General features: G+C 57.8%; 14 protein-coding genes. 4 read left to right on the forward strand and 10 right to left on the reverse strand.

All coding sequences use genetic code 11. The annotated features are described in order from the left end of the window. Positions 1 to 810: 810 nt before the first annotated feature. Positions 811 to 2,316, forward strand: coding sequence for a glycine betaine/L-proline transporter ProP (proP, locus tag DCH402_RS13865; RefSeq protein WP_040001730.1), 1,506 nt, complete (start codon positions 811 to 813; stop codon positions 2,314 to 2,316). 79 nt (positions 2,317 to 2,395) lie between these two features. Here the strand turns inward: proP and DCH402_RS13870 are convergent, their stop codons facing one another. From DCH402_RS13870 to DCH402_RS13890, 5 genes are all read right to left on the reverse strand, one after another. After that, positions 2,396 to 2,623: a DUF1272 domain-containing protein gene (locus DCH402_RS13870; protein ID WP_040001732.1), complete on the reverse strand. Its 228-nt coding sequence runs from the start codon at positions 2,621 to 2,623 to the stop codon at positions 2,396 to 2,398. 52 nt (positions 2,624 to 2,675) lie between these two features. Continuing rightward, positions 2,676 to 3,989 carry an iron uptake transporter deferrochelatase/peroxidase subunit gene (efeB, locus tag DCH402_RS13875; RefSeq protein ID WP_040001735.1) on the reverse strand — a complete coding sequence of 438 codons (1,314 nt, stop codon included), beginning with the start codon at positions 3,987 to 3,989 and terminating at the stop codon, positions 2,676 to 2,678. Positions 3,990 to 4,000: 11 nt separating this feature from the next. Beyond that, positions 4,001 to 5,122, reverse strand: coding sequence for an iron uptake system protein EfeO (gene efeO / locus DCH402_RS13880; RefSeq protein ID WP_040001737.1), 1,122 nt, complete (start codon positions 5,120 to 5,122; stop codon positions 4,001 to 4,003). 58 nt (positions 5,123 to 5,180) lie between these two features. Then, the gene (gene efeU, locus DCH402_RS13885; protein ID WP_040001739.1) at positions 5,181 to 6,026 is read right to left on the reverse strand and encodes an iron uptake transporter permease EfeU; all 846 of its coding nucleotides are present in this window, start codon (positions 6,024 to 6,026) and stop codon (positions 5,181 to 5,183) included. Positions 6,027 to 6,319: 293 nt separating this feature from the next. Further along, on the reverse strand, positions 6,320 to 7,798 hold the full coding sequence (locus tag DCH402_RS13890) for a sensor domain-containing diguanylate cyclase (protein ID WP_233276287.1): 1,479 nt from the start codon (positions 7,796 to 7,798) through the stop codon (positions 6,320 to 6,322). A gap of 1,168 nt (positions 7,799 to 8,966) precedes the next feature. Between DCH402_RS13890 and dgcN the strand changes: the two genes are divergently transcribed. From dgcN to DCH402_RS13905, 3 genes are read left to right on the forward strand one after another with little or no spacing between them, the layout of a single operon-like run. Then, positions 8,967 to 9,956, forward strand: coding sequence for an N-acetyltransferase DgcN (gene dgcN / locus DCH402_RS13895; RefSeq protein ID WP_040001743.1), 990 nt, complete (start codon positions 8,967 to 8,969; stop codon positions 9,954 to 9,956). 9 nt (positions 9,957 to 9,965) lie between these two features. Continuing rightward, the gene (gene dgcA / locus DCH402_RS13900) at positions 9,966 to 10,976 is read left to right on the forward strand and encodes an N-acetyl-D-Glu racemase DgcA (RefSeq protein WP_040001745.1); all 1,011 of its coding nucleotides are present in this window, start codon (positions 9,966 to 9,968) and stop codon (positions 10,974 to 10,976) included. After that, the gene (locus DCH402_RS13905; RefSeq protein ID WP_040001748.1) at positions 10,976 to 11,836 is read left to right on the forward strand and encodes a D-amino-acid transaminase; all 861 of its coding nucleotides are present in this window, start codon (positions 10,976 to 10,978) and stop codon (positions 11,834 to 11,836) included. Before dgcA ends, DCH402_RS13905 begins: the two co-directional genes overlap by 1 nt. 55 nt (positions 11,837 to 11,891) lie before the next feature. Here DCH402_RS13905 and DCH402_RS13910 read toward each other — a convergent pair whose 3' ends face one another. The 5 genes from DCH402_RS13910 to tssA form a co-directional block, all read right to left on the reverse strand. Further along, positions 11,892 to 12,824, reverse strand: a complete 933-nt coding sequence (locus tag DCH402_RS13910; RefSeq protein ID WP_040001750.1) for a DKNYY domain-containing protein — start codon at positions 12,822 to 12,824, stop codon at positions 11,892 to 11,894. A gap of 60 nt (positions 12,825 to 12,884) precedes the next feature. Beyond that, the gene (locus DCH402_RS13915; protein WP_040001752.1) at positions 12,885 to 14,252 is read right to left on the reverse strand and encodes an SEL1-like repeat protein; all 1,368 of its coding nucleotides are present in this window, start codon (positions 14,250 to 14,252) and stop codon (positions 12,885 to 12,887) included. 69 nt (positions 14,253 to 14,321) lie between these two features. Further along, a complete protein-coding gene (locus DCH402_RS13920) occupies positions 14,322 to 15,755 on the reverse strand; it encodes a VasL domain-containing protein (RefSeq protein WP_040001753.1) in 1,434 nt (477 codons plus the stop codon). A 52-nt stretch (positions 15,756 to 15,807) separates the two neighbouring features. Then, positions 15,808 to 19,305: a type VI secretion system membrane subunit TssM gene (gene tssM / locus DCH402_RS13925; protein ID WP_040001755.1), complete on the reverse strand. Its 3,498-nt coding sequence runs from the start codon at positions 19,303 to 19,305 to the stop codon at positions 15,808 to 15,810. A 25-nt stretch (positions 19,306 to 19,330) separates the two neighbouring features. Then, the gene (tssA, locus tag DCH402_RS13930) at positions 19,331 to 20,773 is read right to left on the reverse strand and encodes a type VI secretion system protein TssA (RefSeq protein WP_040001758.1); all 1,443 of its coding nucleotides are present in this window, start codon (positions 20,771 to 20,773) and stop codon (positions 19,331 to 19,333) included. Between the last annotated feature and the right edge of the window lie 4 nt (positions 20,774 to 20,777).

The raw sequence follows: 20,777 nt of genomic DNA on the forward strand, positions 1-20,777 counted from the left end.
AAATATTCATCTCTTTTAGTCGTTCTTTATCGCTTAAAAGCGTTTTTTTGCACAGTTATAACAATACTGAACTGTACAAAAACTAGTTACGGGACACAGCCTAAGTAGAGCGCACAACATTAAACTTGATTATAGTTATTTCTGATTCGCGTTTACTATTGAACAAGACAGCGCCCGCGAATGCGGGCTTATTTACGCAAGGTCGCGTTACTAGCTCCTCGTTGATTAGAGCATCGCAATGTAAGAAATGTCTTATAAACTTCCTCTCCACTCATAGCAGACATCCATCGTTTACAACCTCTGCGTAATGTTTCGCCTACCTTATTGATATCAAACACAATGGCTCCCCTTTGCTTTTTCAGTTAAATCCGTGGTCATCAACCCATTTCAGCCACCAGAAAAAGCCACTCAACACCAGCATAAAACACCAGTAAAAAGTCAAATTATCGATATTTAAATCCACATAAAATGACAAAAAATCGCCATTATTTTTATAAATTAAAAAATTGTGATATTATCAACGATATTGCGTATTGACGATGCCTGCCCGATCGGCATCACAGCAGGACGTTATACGCGATCACGCCAGGTCAACATCACCCTGATGCCCCGACCCGGCGGATGCTCAAGGGGGAGGATGAGAGGGGGTCGCACCACCATCGCCGATGGGAAGCGCATGCCACCGGCAAGCGCGCAAAACTCTCTCACCACACTACCCGATAGCACCTGACGTCATACCCGGCCAGACGGTGTTTTCCCCACGCTTCACCTCCCTTTTCATGCAACGATAATAAAAAGGTTAGTCACTTTATGAAATTGAAGAGAAAACGTGTAAAACCCATTGCGCTGGACGATGTCACCATTATTGATGACAGTCGTCTGCGTAAAGTCATCACCGCCGCCGCGCTTGGCAATGCGATGGAATGGTTCGATTTCGGCGTCTACGGCTTCGTTGCCTATGCGCTGGGCCAGGTGTTTTTCCCCGGTGCCGACCCCGGCGTACAGATGATCGCCGCACTCGCGACCTTCTCGGTACCGTTTCTGATTCGCCCGCTGGGCGGCGTGTTTTTCGGCGCACTGGGCGACAAATACGGCCGTCAGAAAATCCTCGCCGTCACCATTATCATCATGTCGATCAGTACCTTTTGCATCGGGCTGATTCCCTCGTATGAACGCATCGGTATCTGGGCTCCTATCCTGCTGCTGCTGGCTAAAATGGCACAAGGCTTCTCCGTCGGCGGCGAATATACCGGCGCGTCAATTTTCGTGGCGGAGTATTCACCCGATCGCAAGCGCGGCTTTATGGGCAGTTGGCTGGATTTCGGCTCCATCGCCGGCTTCGTGCTGGGTGCCGGCGTGGTGGTGCTGATTTCCACCCTCGTCGGCGAACAGGCGTTTCTGGAATGGGGCTGGCGGTTGCCGTTCTTTCTGGCGCTGCCGCTCGGCATCATCGGCCTGTATCTGCGTCATGCGCTGGAAGAAACCCCGGCTTTTCAGCAACATGTAAATAAGCGGGAGCAGGATGCGCGTGACGGGCTGAAAACCGGACCGGGCGTCTCTTTTCGGCACATCGCCACCCATCACTGGAAAAGCCTGCTGGTGTGCATCGGCCTGGTCATCGCCACTAACGTGACCTATTACATGCTGCTGACCTACATGCCAAGTTATCTGTCGCACAACCTGCATTATTCAGAGAACCACGGTGTACTGATCATCATCGCGATTATGATCGGCATGCTGTTTGTGCAGCCGATGATAGGGCTGCTTAGCGACCGCTTCGGCCGCAAACCGTTCGTCATTATTGGCAGCATTGCTCTGTTTGTGTTGGCGGTGCCGAGCTTCATGCTGATCAACAGCAATATTATCGGCTTGATCTTCGCCGGATTGCTGTTGCTGGCGGTGATCCTGAATGCCTTTACCGGCGTGATGGCATCAACCCTACCGGCCTTGTTTCCCACCTCGATTCGTTACAGCGCACTGGCCAGCGCCTTTAACATCTCAGTGTTGATCGCCGGCCTGACGCCAACCGTTGCCGCCTGGCTGGTGGAAAGCAGCCGTAACCTGTATATGCCCGCTTACTATCTGATGGTGATCGCCATCATCGGTCTGTTGACCGGTCTGTTTATGAAAGAAACGGCCAACAAACCGCTGAAAGGTGCCACCCCGGCGGCTTCCGACCTGTCGGAAGCCAAAGCGATTCTGCGAGAGCATCACGACGGCATTGAGCAGAAAATTGACGAACTCGCCCGGCAAATCGCCGAGCTGGAAGAGAAACGCAAGCTGCTGATCGCTCAGCACCCGCGTATTACCGGCTAGCGGAATCCGCCCGTCGGCCATTTCGTCCGACGGGCGCGTTAATATCAACCAGTCAACCAGACCGGCTCGGAAAGCACAGCTAGCGAGCCAGCACCCGCCGGGTCGACGCCGGGTTATTCACCAGTTTCTCCGCCGGTCTAATCGGCCGACGGACCAGTTCGCCGCCACAGTTGGGGCAACGGCCGTTCAGTTTCGCCTCTGCGCAATCGGCGCAAAAGGTGCACTCAAACGAACAAATCCGCGCCAGCAATGAATCCGGCGGCAGATCGACATCACAACATTCGCAGTTAGGCCGTAATTCCAGCATGCCGTGCTCTCCTGTTTTAAGGGATGAATCTCGTTATTACGCCAGCCTGACTTTACGCGGTCAGCAACCCGCGCGCCAGCCAGTCATCCGCGCTTGTTATCCCCGGCAGCACGAAGAAATAACCGCCGCCGATCGGTTTGATGTACTCCTCCAGCGGTTCGCCATTAAGCCGTTTCTGCACCGTCAGGAAGCCTTTTTCCAGATCGGCCTGATAGCAGACGAACAGCAACCCCATATCCAGTTGCCCGGCATTGGATACCCCCAGCGAGTAGCTGTAGCCGCGGCGCAGCATCAGGTTGGCGCGGGTTTCCGGCGTACGCGGATTAGCCAGACGAATATGCGCATCCAGCGGAATCACCTGGCCTTCCGGGTCCTGACGGTAGTCCGGTTCGTCATGCTCATGAGCCATGCCCAGCGGCGCGCCGCTGTGTTTTTCCCGGCCGAAAATGGTTTGCTGTTCCTTAAGCGGCGTACGGTCCCAGAATTCGACATGGAAACGGATGATCCGCGCCGCCTGATAGCTGCCGCCCACCGCCCATGCCGGCTCGCCGGACGCCGCACCGACCCACAGAATCTGGTCCATTAGCGCGCCATCGCCGGCGTTGGGGTTGGCGGTGCCGTCTTTGAAGCCCAGCAGATTGACCGGGGTTTCTTTACCTTTGCTGCGCGCCGCGTGCGCGGAGATGAATCCTTCCCGCTTCCAGCGCACGCTGAGCAGGTCCGGCGCCTGTTTGATGATGTCGCGCAGCGCATGCAGCACCGTTTCGTTGGTATTGGCGCAAATCTGCAACAACAGGTCGCCATGACACAGGCTGGCATCCAGCGAATCGTTGGGAAAACGGGTCATGCGTTGCAGCTTCAGCGGCTTGAGTGCCTGCAAACCAAACCGTTCATCAAACAGCGATGCGCCGACCGACACGGTGATGGTGAGATTGTCCGGGTAGATCTCCGGCCCCATGATGCCGGAATCCAGCGGCGGCAGGCGCGGGTCCACGTCCGGCACCTTGCCGCCCTGCGTCAGAAACGCAATACGCCGGGTCAGCAACTGGAACAACCGGGTCAGATCGGCTTTATTGGTCGCCAACACATCAAACGCCACCAGCATCATCGCCGCTTGTTGCGGCGTGACGATGCCCGCCTGATGCTCGCCGAGGAACGGCTGCTTTTCCCAGCGCTCATCCTGCGCTGCCTGCGGCTTGTCTTGCGCCTGCGCCAGCCGATCCGCGCCGAGCGCCAGCGCACCGCCCATCATGCCCAGCCCCTGCAACAGGCGACGGCGTGACGGCGACGCAATGTCCGGCTGCGCCGGACAAGCAGAAGAGGGGGAAGCTTGCGGCCCGTCCTGCGGGCCCGTGGTGTGACTCATGGTAGCCTGCCTCAATCCAGCCCAAGCACGCCGCGCAATTGCGCCAGGTCTTCCGCCAGGGTGGTGATCGGCCCTTTCAGCGCGATGCGATCGGCATCGCTCAGCTTCTCGTAGGATGCAAAACCATCTTTGGTTTTGTACTTCGCCAGCACGCCATCGACCGTTTTGAAGTTGGCATCTACCTTGTTCAGCAACGGCTTATTGGCTTTCTCCAGCAGCGGGCGCAGCAGGTTGACTATCTTCTGCGCGCCGTCAACGTTGGCCTGAAAATCCCACAGGTCGGTACGGCTGTAGCGATCTTCCTCACCGCTGATTTTGGTCGCCGCCACTTCTTCAATCAACCCGGCCGCGCCGCCCACCACTTTATTCGGCGGGAAGGTCAGGCTGGCGATACGTTTTTGCAGTTCCTGCGTATCGGCGTACAGCTGATCCGCGTACTGCTCCATCCCTTTGGTGGAACGGTCGGCGAACAGCGCTTTTTCCAGTCGGTGGAAACCGGTGAATTTCGGGTCGTCGGCTTTCTTCTCGTAATCGTCTTCGCGGGCATCGATGCTGCCGTCCAGATCGGAGAACAACTCGGCGATCGGCTCAATACGCTCGTAGTGCTGACGGGTCGGCGCATAGAGTTTGCGCGCCTCATCCAGCTTGCCGGCCTTGATGGCGGCAGTGAACAGTTTGGTCTGCTGTACCAGTCCGTCCACCTCTTTGGTGACGTAAACCTTGTATTCCGCGATCGGCCCCACCAGATCCAACACGTTGGTTTTTGCGACGGCGTCATCACCGCCGGCGGTCACCACCAGTTTACCTTTCGGGTTGCTGAGCAGCCCACAGGTCATGTCGTATTCGCCCGGTTCCAGGTTGGCGGTCATTTTCTGGGTAAAGCCCGGCGCGATATTCTCGCGCTCTTCCACCACCATCACCCCTTTGAGGATTTCCCATTCCAGGTTTTTCTGGCTGGCGTTGGTGACCACAAACTGCGTTTTGCCTGCCGCGACCGTGACTTGCATCGGCTCGCACTGTTTGTCATTCACGGTGATTTTAACCTGCGGAACATCCGCAGCCAGCGCGCTGAACGCCGGTACAGCCAGCAGAGCGGCGCACAGCGCCGTACGGCGGAAGAATGGTGTAGACATAGACTTATCCCTTTTTACATTAATTGTTAATGGTGATAGTTGTTAGTTGTGACAATAATCAATGGTGATGCTTACGCACCGCCGAAGCCGTGGCCGGCTCCATGCGTTGCGGCAGGAAAAAGAACACCAGCGCCGGGATCAAATACAGAAAATAGACCGCCACTTCGCTGACCGTCGGGGTTTCCTGATAACCGAACATCCCTTCCAGCAAGGTGCCGAATAGCGTGTGGGTCGACAGCGTGGCGCTGAAATCAAACGCGATGTGCTGAAATTGATTCCACAGTCCCGCTTCATGAAACGCGCGGATAGCGCCGGCGGCCAGACCGGCGGCAACGAACAGGATGAACAGGCTGCTCCATTTGAAGAAGCGGGCCAGATGCAGTTTCACCCCGCCCCAGTAGATCATCACGCCGACCACAACGGCGCACAATAGCCCCAATACAGCGCCGATCGGTGCATAAATGCCGACATCCTGCTGGAAAGCGGCCAACAAAAAGAACACCGACTCCAGCCCTTCCCGCGCCACGGCAAAGAACACCATCGCCACCAGCGCCCACCCCTGACGCGAGCCGGCGCTGAGCGCCTGGTCGATAGCCCCCTCCAGGTGCACCCGTACCGAGCGCGATACCTTGCGCATCCAGAACACCATGTAAGTCAGAATGACCACCGCGATCACCGCGACGACCCCTTCAAACAGTTCCTGCTGTTTTTGCGGAAACTCGCCGGTAGTGGCGTTGATGAACACCCCGAGCGCCAGACATAGCGCCAGCGCCAGCACCACCCCGGCCCAGACGGCGCCCAACCACTGCTCGCGTTGGGTACGCTTCAGGTAGCTGGCAATCAGGCTAACGATCAGCGCCGCTTCCAGACCTTCACGGAACATGATGAGCAACGGCACAAACATGGATGGAGACTCCTTAAGACAGACAACGTGGACAGCACGCATCGACGACGTACACCGACCCGACGATGCACACCGATGCCGGGATACAAATCGGACAAATAATGATAATAGTTCTTATTAATAAAGAAATGTAAGCCAGGGTAAAGCAATTTTTTCTAATCAAATATTTCAGCGCTGCCGTCTGGCCCGGGGGGGGGGTTATGGCAGGAAAAACCGACGGCGCCGCACATCAGTGGCGGGACAATTAACAATTAAAACAGTTGGGTAATAACCAGATGCATCGCCAGCCGTACCTATAACCGCACGCAGCGGTCACGGCCTTTTTTCTTCGCCAGATACAACGCCTGATCGGCCCCCTCTTTCAGCCGCTGAATATCGCAAGGGTTGTCGCTGGAGTGCGAATACACGCCCACACTCACCGTCACCACCTGTTCGGGTAGCAGTGATGCTGCATGCGGCAGCGCGCAACGACGAACATCACTCACCACCCGTTCGCCATATATCGCCGCTTGTTCGCCGTTCATTCCCGGCAAAATAATCGCGAACTCTTCACCGCCATAGCGGGCGGTCAAGGCACCGTCAGGCAAGGACACCGCGCTCAACACGCTGCCAAGCTGTGTCAGACAGCGGTCGCCCAGCACATGACCGTAGGTATCGTTGTACCGTTTGAAAAAATCCACATCCAACATAATCAGCGATAACGGGCTGCCCTCTTCACGGGCCCGAGCCAGCGACTGTTCCAGATAGAGATCAAACCGTCGGCGGTTGGCCAGTTTGGTGAGCGGGTCGATCAACGCCAGTTTTTGCAGCACCTTATTTTTGTTGCTTTCCTCCTGATGCAGGCGGCTGATCGCCTCTTTGTTCCGCACCGTCAGCCGGACCTGCTTCAGAACGAAACCACCAGAGAAAAACATGGCTAACAGCACCATGATATTAATCACCATAGCCGGCATATTTTCCGTCAGCCAGCGTGCCTGTAATGCGTCTTTGTCCAGACTCGCCGCCACCACCAGCGGATAACGATTCAGTCTCACATAGCCGACAATCCGCACCTTATTATCCAACGTGGTGCGCCAGGTACCGCTACCGCTGCCTTGTTCCAGCCGGGATTGTTCAAACAAGCCACCGTCAGAAAAATTACTGTTAATATATTGCTCACGGTTGGGGTAAAGATAAATTGCGTGACCATCGGTATTCATTAATGACAGCACACCGTTATAATCCAGGCTGAAATAACTGTAGAAATTGCCGAAATAATTATGATCGATAGTGGCAAGAAAAACGCCTTTGAATTCGCCATCCGGCCCATTGATCCGTTTCGCCACCGGAATAATACGTCTACGGGTCAGCGTACTGACGGTAACCTTACCGATATACAACGACGCCGTATTATTCTCTCTGAGCCAGGAAAAATATTCCCGTCGGCTGGAATTATAGATATACAACGGCCCTTTTCCGGTAGAAGAAATCAGATTGCCCTTTTGATCAAACAGATAAAACCCGACCAGTTGCGGCAAGACGGCACGATGGGTATCAAGAACGCTTTTCACTCGCCGGGAATCCAGCATGCCGGTCTGCAACAATTCCCGTAGCATGTCATCCATCGCGACCTCAATCGGCACAAAGGTATCCTGCGCCTGGCGTGACATCGCCACCGAGAGGTTGACGACGTTTTTTTCTGCATCCACTAACAAACGCTGATAAGAATCCCAGAAACTCCAGATACTTGCGGAAACGAAAATTAGACTACAGGCCGCCAGAAAAACCATCATGGTAATACCGGGAGAAGAATGAAGAGGTAAAGCGCGAAGGAAACGCAGGGCACTGAATTGAGAATTATTCTTATTTGACATATGCGTTCTCGGTGAGGCAACAACCTTATCGAATCATGCTACCCGATATTTCAGACGGTGTCCTGCTATCGCCATCGTACACACCACGCCATCGCATACACCACCGCTTTTATCAAAACGGTACATGGGCATTCAGGCAATGCACCATTCTCATCATACTTCAGGTTGCTGGCGGGTGGCTGCTGAACGGTATCATCGTCTTTCCGGCGGCTGATTTACGCTGCGACCTAATTTAGCGCCTATCCCAATAGGCTCTTATTCTCTGCTCCCGATTCATTTTCTGAACCATTTCGGTGCACCTTATTTATCCCGACGTCAAGCCGCCTATTGCGTCCGCACGTTATTCGTGCCTTTTATTTACGCAAAAATAAATGTTTTTTTAGATTGATTTAACATTCCCCCCAAAAATAAAAAATATCCCACCAATAATGTGCAATAGCACCAAAATAACGCAAGCGGCGCACTGAAATAATCAAGTGATATTTTTATTTCGCTAATTTTTATAAAAAACTGCCGGCTATTTTATTTTTCAAAAACAAAAGTTTTTTATATTAAAAATAAAACAAAAAACACCCAAACAGAGAGACAATAAACACAAAATGCAGAATATAATTCTTATTTATTGATAACATTGACAATATAAAACTGATTGATAGTATCAAAAACAACACGTCAGCCCGATTACCCAATACCGCATTTTTTCAGAAAAAACCCTGAAAAAATTATTACTTTGCTGATGTTAATTATTTATACCCCAAATAATTCGAGTTGCAGGACAACACGCTCGCGTGTTGAACAACGCAAAGCGTTGGCCCGTCAGGGCAAGGCTCATTGAGCCTTGTAACGCGGCGACGCAGCGAATCTCCGGGAGCTTACTCAAGTAAGTGACCGGAGTGAGCGACAAATCTGCCGGGAGCAGATTTGAACGCAGCTCGCTGCGGCCCGTAGGGCGAGGCCCTGGGATGGGCCGAGTAATAAAGCCAACGCACCTGCAACTTGAAGTATGACGGGTATATTGCTTTTACCAACCGGTGAGATGACGCCCTGTTGTTCTGCGTTTCTTATTTCAACAATGGAGTGGGTTACGATGATTAAAAAACCGTATTTATTGTTTCTGGGTGATGCCCACGACCAGTTAGCCGCCAAAGTGGCGATCGGCATTAAACAATGGCATCCGGAATATTGCGTCGGCCAGTATCGCATGACGGGGTGCCAGGCGGATTGCGGCCTGCCGGATATGGACATCCCCGGTGCATGGGCCGCGGGAGCACGCACGCTGGTGATCGGCGTCGCCAATCGCGGCGGCATTATTTCCGATGCCTGGATAACGGTGCTGCGTCAGGCGCTGGAGTGCGGTATGGATCTGGCCGCCGGCCTGCACAATAAATTGGCGGATGTGTGGGAAATCAGCGAACTGGCCGCCCGGCTCGGGCGCTCGCTGTTCGACGTGCGTCACCCGACCCAGAGTTTCCCGGTAGCCAGCGGCCGCAAACGCAGCGGCAAACGGCTGTTGCCAGTCGGCACCGACTGTTCCTGCGGCAAAATGTACACCGCGCTGGCGATTGAAAAAGCGCTGCTGGCACGCGGCGCTAACGCCACCTTTCGCGCCACCGGCCAGACCGGCATCCTGATTTCCGGCGCGGGCGTCAGCATTGACGCCGTGGTGTCTGACTTTGTCGCCGGCGCGGTGGAAACCCTCGCCCCCGACAATGCCGCCGACCACTGGGACGTGATCGAAGGACAGGGCTCGCTGTTCCACCCTTCTTTCGCCGGGGTCACCACCGGCATCATCCACGGCGCCCAGCCGGACGCGCTGGTGCTGTGTCACGAGCCCACCCGCACCCACATGCGCGGCGTGGATTACCCGCTGCCGGATTTGCAAGCCTGTATCGACCTCAATCTGGCGATGGCGCGACTGACCAACCCCGCCGCCCGTTTCGTCGGTGTCTCCATCAACAGCGCGTCGTTAAGCGAAGCGAATGCATTGGCTTATATGGCGACGCTGGAACAACGCCTGAAGCTGCCGGTGGTTGACCCATTCCGCCAGGGCGTGGGCCGCATCGTCGACCAACTGTAAGGGCAGAGGATGGCCGAGTTAATCGTTACCCATGAACCTTGGGCGCTGAAAGAGACATTCACCATTGCACGCGGCAGCAAAACCCACGCCGACGTCATCAAAGTCACGGTGCGTGATGGGCGATACGAAGGGCACGGCGAAAGCGTGCCTTACGCCCGATACGGCGAGAGCATCGCAGAGGTGCAGGCACAGTTACTGTCGCTGCAATCCGCGGTGTGCCGTGGTCTTGACCGCCTCACCTTGCAAACGTTGCTGCCGCCGGGTGCCGCGCGTAATGCGCTGGATTGCGCACTGTGGGATCTCGACGGCCAGCGGCATGCCACACCGGTGTGGCGGCTGGCCGGGTTGCCGTGCCCGGAGCCCATCGTCAGCGCATTCACCCTGTCGCTGGATACCCCGGAACGCATGGGGCAAGCGGCGCAGCGTCATGCCCATCGCCCGTTGCTGAAACTCAAACTGGTGGATGAACACGACATCGAGCGGGTCGCCGCGGTGCGCCGGTCGGCACCGCAAGCGCAGTTAATCGTGGATGCCAACGAAGGCTGGAATGTGGCGCTGTATCTGAAACTGGTACCGGAACTGCAACGCCTTGGCGTCAGCCTGATTGAGCAGCCGCTGCCCGCCCAAGACGATGATGCGCTGGCCGCGTTACCACGGCCGATTCCCTTATGCGCCGACGAGTCCTGCCATGACCGTCGGTCACTGCCGGGGCTGGCGACACGCTACGACATGGTCAATATCAAACTGGACAAAACCGGCGGGTTGACCGAAGCGCTGCTGCTGCGTCAGGCGGCTCAAGCGCAAGGGCTGAAGATCATGGTGGGGTGTATGGTCAGCACCTCGTTGTCGATGGCGCCGGCCACACTGGTGGCGCAAGGTGCGGAGATCGTCGATCTCGACGGGCCGTTGCTGCTGGCGGATGACCGGGTCGGCGGGTTGGAATGGCGCGGTAGCCAGTTGTATTTACCTGAAGAGGGATTGTGGGGCCACCCCCGCCCTTGTTTAACGGGAGTTGTGTAATGTCACGTACTGTTTATGTCAACGGGCACTATCTGCCTGAGGAACACGCCACGATTTCAGTGTTCGATCGCGGATTTCTGTTTGCCGATGCGGTGTATGAAGTCACCGCCGTGGTCAACGGCCGGTTGGCGGAATTCGATGGCCACATGGCGCGGCTGGCGCGCTCCTGTCGCGAGCTGAACCTGCGTTTGCCGGTCAGTCTGGAGGACTTGCGGGAGATCCATCTGGCACTGATCGAGCAAAATCGGCTGGAAGAAGGCGGCATCTATCTGCAACTCAGCCGCGGCAGCACCGGCGATCGTGATTTTACGTTCCCGGCTGACGCCACGCCGACGCTGGTGTTGTTTACCCAGTCCCGCCCGGTTATTCATCACCCCTGTGCGGAAAAAGGTATTCGCGTCATCACCTGTCCGGACCTGCGCTGGCACCGGCGCGACATCAAGACCGTCAGCCTGTTGATGGCCTGCATGGCGAAGGAGTGGGCGCACGCCAAAGGCGCCGACGACGCCTGGCTGGTGGAAAACGGCCTGATTACCGAAGGCAGCTCCAGCAACTGTTTTATCGTCGATGCCGACAACCATCTGATCACCCGGCCGCTTAGCAACGACATCCTGCACGGCATTACCCGCAAAGCGTTGCTGCAACTGGCGGCCGACCAGCATCTGACGGTGGAAGAGCGGGCGTTTACCCCACAGGAGGCGTGCGCCGCCAAAGAAGCGTTTATCAGTTCCGCCACCACCTTTGTCTGGCCGGTGGTGGAGATCGACGGCGTCAGGATTGGCGATGGGCGTCCCGGCCCGCTGGCACGCCGATTGCGGGACATTTATGTCGACATGGTGCGCGCCCAAACCGGCGGCTAAGGCGGACCTCATCCGGGCAACGATGCGCTCGGATGAGGCATTTTCACGCCGCGCGCTACCCCTTACGGCACAGCGGGCGACCGTTGACCTTGCCGGAACCGCACTGCCAACGGGCTTTGCCGTCGCTGATGGTATAGCCGTTGGCATCCGGCTCAACCTTGACATCACGCGGGTTCAGCCCGGCCAGTTGCACCGGCTCTACCCCCAAAAACCAGAGGTGCTCGCCGTCGGTCGCCAGTTTTTCATTATTCGGCAGCATATGAATATCCGCCGTTTTCACCCCGTCCGGCATAGCCGGGTACGGCCGGCCAAATACATAAAACCCGTTTTTGTCCAATGCGGTATTGAACGTCAGACAACGGAAGCTGGCGGCATCGCCATCGGCACGTTGCTCGCCCCGGTAGTAAAGGCTACCGTCAATGGTGGCCCAGCCAAAACAACTGCCCGCGCTCGGCGGCTGTTTTTGATAAGGGATGACGCTGGTTTCATTCTCCACGAAATAGTAATTCTGCTTGTCGAACGCCTGATTGCGGGCCAGCGTTTTAAAACTGGCGACATCCACGCCGTTCAGCGCTTCGCCGTCAGGCAACCAGACATGATGACGATCGCGGAAGAATGGAAAATCCAACGCCTGAAAACTGTCGGCGTCGATATCCTGTTTCATACGCTCGCAACCGGCGAAAGAACCGACATTGGTAATCAAAAACGTCTCATAGCGTAGCCTGGCGCCGTCAGGCTTGAAACCGGCCGGCAACGGCTGCTGATTACAGTAGTAACGTGAGCCGGACACCGCCAGCGCTACGCGTTTCTCACGCAGCAATACCCGAAAATCGTCCGGCTTTGCACCCTCAAGCACCTGCGGATCCGCATTCACCGACACCCGGTACACCACCTTATCCTGCTCGACCTGATAAGGCGGCTTCACGTCCGCCTGCGCCGACCAGGCCGCCATACTCAGCAACAAAGCAAGATATCCGTTCTGTTTCATAGATGTTCCTTTATATTACCGCGAATGTTTTATCCATTAAATCAATAATTTATATAAAAATCACTGTGTATCCGTGTCCTTGCCTGTTGACCAGTGCATCGCCAGTTTCTGGCCGGCTTTGATTTCATCCGGCTGCATGGCGGCTTCCAGATCGTTGCGGGCCGCCAGCGCCTCCGCCATACCCTCGGTAGCGGCCAGCGAATACCAGGCGTAGGCGTGAATACGGTTACGGGATGCGCCCAGCCCATCCTGACGCATCATCCCCATACGATACTGCGCCATACGGTTGCCGTCATGCGCCGCGAAGCGATATTGCTTCATCGCTTCCACATAATCGGCTTTACCGCCCTGACCGAGCCGCAATATTTCGCCATACGCCAGGCGGGATTCGGTATCACCGGTCGCCGCCGCGTTGGCGAACACCTCGCGGGCGCGCTCCAGTTCGCCGCGCTTGAGCAACCACTCGCCCAGTTCACGCTGAGCCGGCACATAGCCCGCAGACGACGCCAGCACCAGATAGTGTTCCCGTTTGGCGGCGTCCGACTGCATCTGGCTCAGTTTGTAATCCGCCTCGCCATTACCCTTGCCAGAAGCGCGATCCAACCAGTAGTGCGCCTGTTTGTCGTTCTTCGCCAGCCCTTTATTGCCGTCGCGGTAAGCCTGTGCCAGCCACAGCTGTGCATCAGCTTCGCCGTTGGCGGCCGCTTTCTGATACCAGTCGAGTGCGTCTTTACCGTCGGCGTGTCTCGCCATCCATAACTGAGCCTGCGGCTGCCCTCGGTCCGCCGCCCGGAAATACCAGCGCTCGGCCAGATCGGTGCGCTTTGCCACCCCTTTGCCCTGTTCATAGCGCTGAGCCAGTTGATATTGCGCGTCGCGGTTACCCTGTTCCGCCGCTTTCTCAACCCATTCGCTCGCTTCTTTTTCGGCGCCGGGGTGCGCGGCATACCACTGCGCCACCACCAGTTGCGCCGGTGCATAGCGGTTGTCCGCCGCCCGTTCGAATGCATCCAGACAGGCGGCTACCAGTTTGCCCTGATGCTGCGCCTGACAGTCGGTACCCAGCCGGTAGCCGGCTTCGCCACTGCCCAGCCGCGAGGCTTTTTGCCACCACTGGCGCGCCAGCGGGGTATTTTTCGGTTCGCCCAAGCCGGCCTGATACCAGTCGCCCACCTGTAACGCCGCCGCGGCACGGGTTTCACTGGCGCCGGACAGCTCCGTTAATTCCGCCGCTTTTTGCATCCACTGCATCGCCTCGACGTAATGCGAGCGCGATGCCAGTTGCTTCGCCAGCCTGAACTGGGCCTCACCGTTGCCGCTCTGTGCCGATTTGCGCAAGTCCGCGTCGGACAGCGACGACACCGGCGCCTGACAGGCGGTTAGCAGACAGACGGTCAACGCCGCCAATACTCGTGTTTTTCTCATCATGTTACCGTCATTACCCCTGGTGATATCCGGCGATGCCGCCGGGCGGCGTCCCCACCCGGCACGACGGCCTTACCTGCCGCTATCGCCTTGCTGCAACCGATACAACCGGATGGTGAACGCACGCAGCTCATCTTCCATGCCGCGCAGTTCCGCCGGGGTCAGCGACTGACGGGCCGCTTTGCGCGCCTCCAGTGTCCGCAAGCGAATGCCGAACGGCACATCGGACGCCAGATCTTGCTGAATATCATAAAGTTGTGACTTCAGGTACGAAATAGTCACCGTGCGGCGCTGCTTCTCCAGATCCAGCAGTTGTTGCAGCGTATCGCCCACCCCGGCGCGTGCCTGCTCGTAACCGCTGACACGCGGCGGCTTGTCACCTTGCTGACGATCAAGGGCTAGCTGCCACTGCCGGTCCATCTCTTTCACCGCCAGCGAGTCGGGATACAGCTGTTGCATCACGCCTTTGAGCCCTTCGCCATACTGGTACAAATAGAACGACGACGCGTTCTTCACCTGTTCCAGTTGCGCCTGATAGCGGTTGGTCAGCTCGCCTTCCATGCTTTGCAGCTTCTGCTCGCCCAATACGATGCGCACCCGGCGGATATCATTGTGATCGGGTGCCGCCGGCAGCGTATACGCCGGTTGCTGCAACAACGCCAGCGCCTCGGCTTTCTGCTCCTGCCAGTACTGCCAACCGGTGATGGCCGCCACCGGCAACGCGCAGGTCAGCACGCCGCAGGCAAACCAGAACCAGCCCGGTCTCGGTTTACGATGCGCTTCAATTTTCAATACGGTAGGTTTCATCTGCCCTTTCTCCCGCCCGACCAGAATACTGCCCGACGGCAGCGCCGGCTGGGCAGCCGCCGCCACAGACGCCATTCCGCCCGGCTCCATATCGGACTGGAAGAACACCATCGGCGGAATCTGCATATCCTGCTGTTTTTTCAGCGTTTGATCGTCAGAGACAATCACAATCTCGGTTTCATCGAACAGGTGGGTGTAGCCTTCGATAAAGTGCAGCAGGTTCTCCACCCGGGGAATGCGGCTCAGGCCCGAGTTATGCAGCTTTTCGCTCATCAGTTGCAACGCGCGTTCGCAGCGATACACCAGCCGTTTGTGTTCGTGGCTGATGGCGTACTGGCGAATTACCTCGCTGATGCGGGCGATAAACCAGTCCAGAATTTCGATACGCGCCCGCTCCTGATGCACCGGCGGCCAGAAGTTTTCCCACTGGGTGACGATCAGGTTGGCGAGGAACTCGCAGCCTTCGGTAAAGCCGTTCAACCCGGCCAGACGCGAGCGCGCCAGGGTGAAATAGATAGCGGTTTGCAGGTCAACGCCCTGTTTCTCAAAAATCGCGGTCGCCATATCGTGCACCCGCATCCAGTCCACTTCCGGGCGGGAGGCATGGCTCAGCTTGTTGATTTCCGCACGTAACGCCTCGTACTCAGGCAACATCCGTGGATCACGGCCCACTTTCAGGGCCTGTTGTGCATCTTGCATATCAGGTCATCCGGCTACGGGCGAGCAGGGACAAACCCGCTCGCCCTCTGGGTTAATAGAGAGAATCAGGCAGTTTGAACTGGCTAAACAGGCCACCGGCAAACGGGTTGTGGCTGGCGTCGGTATAAACGCGATAGGTCATGCCGCCTTGTTCCAGCGAGAAACGCACGTCGAAGGTATTGTCGTTGACCTGCGTCAGTTGGCCGTTGGTCAACAGGCGGAACATCGCCCACGGGCCGGTGAAGCTCAGGCTGCGCGGCGAGCGTTCACGGTCATCCGGCACCAGCGTCAGCTTGCTTTCGGCGCCGTCACGCATACTGTTCGGCCACACCAGCGGCGTCTTAGTGCGGCGTCCGTGGCTGTACTCCAGCAACTGGCCGTCCAGGTTCAGCACGCTGCGGCGTTTGTTGGCGGTCAGTTCCACCGGCTCCACCACAAAGTGGATTTCCAGACTGCCTTGTGCGTTAAACAGCGTCTGGCGGATACGGGTGGCGCGATCGAGCTGTTTCACCAGATCGGTTTGCATTACCGACGCGCCTTCCCCTTCCAGCATCCCGCCGTCCATAATGGATTTGAGGTTGGTCTGGTAGAAGCTGTCCAATGTCCCGCCGACGGCAAAGAAGCGCTCCATCTCGGACAACGGCACATCCTTGTCGGAAGACGGGTTGAACGGGTAGCGATCGGCCAGTTTGTCGTTGAACGGCGTCACCACTTTGTCCAGCCACTCCTGATTGAGTGAAGACATGGCAAGACCGGTCACCAGACTGGCGCTTTCTCCCGCCAGTTGGCCGACCCAGCGATCGAGCGGCGACGGCAGGCTGCGCGCATACTGCTGCAACGCGAACACCGGGTCGGCGAACTTGTTGCCCTGACGCGCCTGCACCGCTTTCAACGCCGCCTGTCCCGGATCCGTCGCATTCACAATCTGATCGAGATAGTGGTAGAGATCGGTCAGCTTCTGATTGACCTCCTGCACCAGCGGCCCCTGTTCACCCCGACCGCTCAGCGCGGCGTTAATCGTCATGAACGGACGACCGATACGGGTATTGATGCCCTGCGCGGTGTCGTTCTCGTCATCCGCCAGTTTGCGGATGCGGGTGTTGTCGCTCACCGTGGTCAACACCCGCTGAAACGGCTGATCATTACCGGTAATGTCGGTCAGAATGTTCAGCGCCTGCTCCGGGCTTTCCAACGGCTGCACATCAATATTCGCCAGCGCTTTTTGCCACTGGTTGATGTAGTCGGTGATGTAGCGATCGTTCACCTGACGCAGAATTTCCTTACGGTCGGCCTCGCTCAGGTGCGCACGCTCACGCTGGCCCAGCACCCAGGCATCCAGCGCGGTCAGGTCCAGCAGCGTCTTATCCTGCTTGAGGTAGAAATCGCTGAAGCCGGGATAGGTCAGCAGCCGCGGCACCATGCCCGCCTTGTCGTTACGCAGCGAGAATACCGAGTCAAACGTCGGTCCCACCTCGTCGCGGAGAGCCAAATCCGGCGGCAGCACCTGCGTCGCCTTCATCACCAGACTCTGGTAGACGCGCTGGTACATCGGCAGCTTGCTCAGCTCGCGTTGGGCGGCGGCGATCGGGTCGACGAACGGCGCGAAGGTCGAAATCGCCACCGCGTCTTTCTGCTCGCGGGACTGGTGCCAGTCGGTCCTCTCCAGCGCGTAATCCAGATGCTGCATCAACTGTTCCTGCACCTTGCCCTGACCGGGGAACGCCTTCTGCCAGCGCAGCGCCATAAACTGCTCCACCAGCGTCTTGTTACGCCCGGAGGCGTCGTCCAGCATCCGCATCACCCGCAAAATCGTGAGTTTTTGCTCGCTGCCGGCCGGCGCCTGATTCAGGTCTTCCAGTAGCCCCTGCATCACCGCCGGCAAGAAGCGCTGGTTAAGCATTTGCAGGTAGGAACCTTCCACGTAAGGACCGATCTTATCGCCCTGATACAAGCCAAGATCCGCCAGCATCGGCGTACGTTCATGGTAGTTGCCGAACGACAGGGTGGCGTCGCGGATCAGGTTCAGGCGCGGCAGTTGCTGGTAACCGTAGCCTGCCTGCCCTTCCAGCTCGTTGGTGCCGATGAACGCCTGCGCCTTGGTCAGCACATTACGACCGGCTTCTTCGTTGACCCGGTAGAAATGGTGCCAACTGCCGATCATCGCCAGCCCAAACAGCACCATGCAGGTAATACCGATGCTCATGCGGCGACGGCGATAGAGGCTGTGCAGCCGGTTTTCCCCCGCCAGACTGGCCTCCGGGAAAATCACCTCCGGGAACAATTTCTGTACAAAGAAGGTATTGGATTCACCGCGCATCGCCGCATTAATCGGCTCCGGCAATTGGTAACGGCGGGAAGCGGACTGAGCGAAGGCATCAAACGGCACGCCCTGCTGGTACACCGAACTGGCGTAAACGCCGCGTACCAGAAATGCACGGTCGTCGCCGGTCGCCAGTGTTTCGTTCAACACTTCCGTTACGTAATCCTTCAGCCCGGCCAGTTGGCGCACGAAGGCGAACAGCGTATTGCGCACGCCGTTGTCCGACTGCGTCAGCAGCATTTCCGGCAAATTATTGTTGAGGCTGGTGATCCACTCATCCCAGAAGCGCTCCAGCTCCTCCAGCCAGCCTTTGCCGTGGCTGGCCTGCGGGGTAAACGTCACCCCCAACACCGCCTGACGTGCCTCCCGGTTCAGCGACCGGTACACCACGTCAAAACCACGCAGCATATCCAGACGGGTCAGCGCCACATACAGCGGCAGGCGGGTATTGATATTGACCGCAATCTCCTGCAGGCGGGCGCGCATCACCTGCGCATAGGCCTTGCGCTCTGACACGCTGGCCTGCGACAGCCAGGAGAGATCGATAGTCAGCACCAGTCCGTTCAGCGGCTGGCGACGGCGGTTAAGGCTCAACCACTGTAACAAATGCTGCCACAGGCGGGCGTGACGCCCGGCCGACGGCTCTGCGCCGACTTCCGGTTGCGCCAGCAAGTGACCACTCGGATCCCAGATCACCGCCGATTCACCGACCCAACTGTTCACCTGCTGGCCGCCAGCGACTTCACGCAACTCCGCATCCAGTTTCGGGTTGAGCTTATTGGCCGGGTTAGCACGATGGATCAGGCTGCTTTTGCCGCTGCCGGACAGGCCGATCGCCAGATACCAGGGCATGGCGTACAGCGCCTTTTTGCCGAGCTGGGTTTGAAACGCCTGTAGCCAACGGTCCAGAAAGGTTTGCTGGCTATCAACGTATACCTGCAAGGGGTCTTGCTCGATAGTCTGCTGTTCCCGGCGTTCCGCACGCAGTTGCTGTACCCGACGCCAGACACGCCAGGCGCTGTAGGCAAAGCCCAGCCACAGCCAGACCAGCGTGAACACCACGCGGCCCCACACGCTTTGCAGCGGACGCATCTCGCCGAGGGTCAGACGCGGCCCCAGCCACCAGGCCAGCACCAGCGCCACCACCCATACCACCACCCCCAGCAGCAGCCAGGACGGTTTCAGTTTCGGCAGCTGTTGCCGCAGAAAGGTAATGATTATTTTCAACATAAGTGACCATTCAACTCCGAATGTCTTATTTCCTGCGGGACGCGCCCAGCCGCTCCAGTCGGCTGACCATTCCCGGTTCCCACTGCATCAGGCCCAGTCGCTCGCTTTCCTGCCACAGGTGCTGATAATGCTGTGCCGCCAGTGCTTTCATGCCTTCTTCCGCCAGTAAATCCGCCAATACCAGCTCGGCCAAAAAACGCTCGCGCGGTTCTTTCAACCGTCGAATACGTTCATCCAGCAGCGACAGCGCAGCGCTCAGCCCTTGCTCGGCGCAGCACGCCGCCGCCTCAGCCGCCAAATCATCCTGTCGCTGAATACCACCGCCACCACGCCCTGGCTGCGCGGATTGCAGCCACTGGACGCATTTGGCCGACAGAAACGCCGACCCATCGCTAAACGACAGCTCGCGTAATTCCGGCAGCCGGGCCAGAAACGCCGACAGTTCATCGGCGATGGCGCTGGCGACAGCGCCATGCCCCAGCCGGGTCGCTACCGTCGCTGACAGCATGTGGCCGTCAAACCAGTACGGTGCCAGCGTCAGGCTCTGTTCAATCTTGTTCCACAGCGCCAGATCCGCCTGTCCAAGCGCGCTGTGGTATTCATCCACCCGGTCAGGCGATACCGGCGCTAACTGGGTTTTATTACCTCTCGCCGCCATCGGTGGGGTGGTAATACCCGCCCAGATAGCATTGCGGCGCAGGCGATATCCCACCGGCGCTTCCGGCTGGCGTTCTACCAGCAACGTCGCTACGGTAAGTTGCGTCTGCTTCCAGCTACGATCGTCCGAACTGTTGATATCGACCGTCGCGGCCGCGCTGGCGGCGGTCCCGGCGGCGCTGCCATTGCCGCCGCTAGCAGCAGCGTTGCCGGCCGTTCCGCCCTGCCCGCCAGACGCGGGTTCCGCCGCCTGATTGGCTTTCTCCTGCGCCTGATGACGTTGCCGGGCGCGGTGAAGCGCCGCGACCAGTTCGTCGGTCAGGTCCGCTTTGTCGGTAGCCAGCCCGCTCCAGCGCGACGCCAGCTGTTCCGCCAGTTGATGCAACTGATGCAGCTCCGCCCCGGAGGCATTCTCCGTCATGCGCGGCAGCACGCCCTCAAAACGGCGGATGATCTGCACCATCAGTTTCTGTTTTTGTACCGGACTGGCGGGAAACGCCGTCGTCCAGTAAGCCTCCAGCCAGCTGTCGAGCAGCATGAGTGCGGTGGCGAACGGGGTGGCCTTGGCCGGGTGCTGCAGACAGCGCAGTAACTGCACCAGCACCCGCATGTCTTTGGTGCGGCTTTCCAGCAGCGTCAGGCACTGACCGGCGACCGCATTAAGGTCCACCTGGCTGTGCGCCAGCGACCCCAGCTTGACCAGTTCGGTTTCCACCTGCTCCCACAGCGGATCATCCGCCGCCACCGCCGCCCGCAACGCATCGTCGGGCAGGGTCGTCAACAGTCGCTTACACCAGGGGTGTGTATGCATACTC

The sequence above is a fragment of the Dickeya chrysanthemi NCPPB 402 genome, from assembly GCF_000406105.1.
GTDB classification, from domain to species: domain Bacteria; phylum Pseudomonadota; class Gammaproteobacteria; order Enterobacterales; family Enterobacteriaceae; genus Dickeya; species Dickeya chrysanthemi.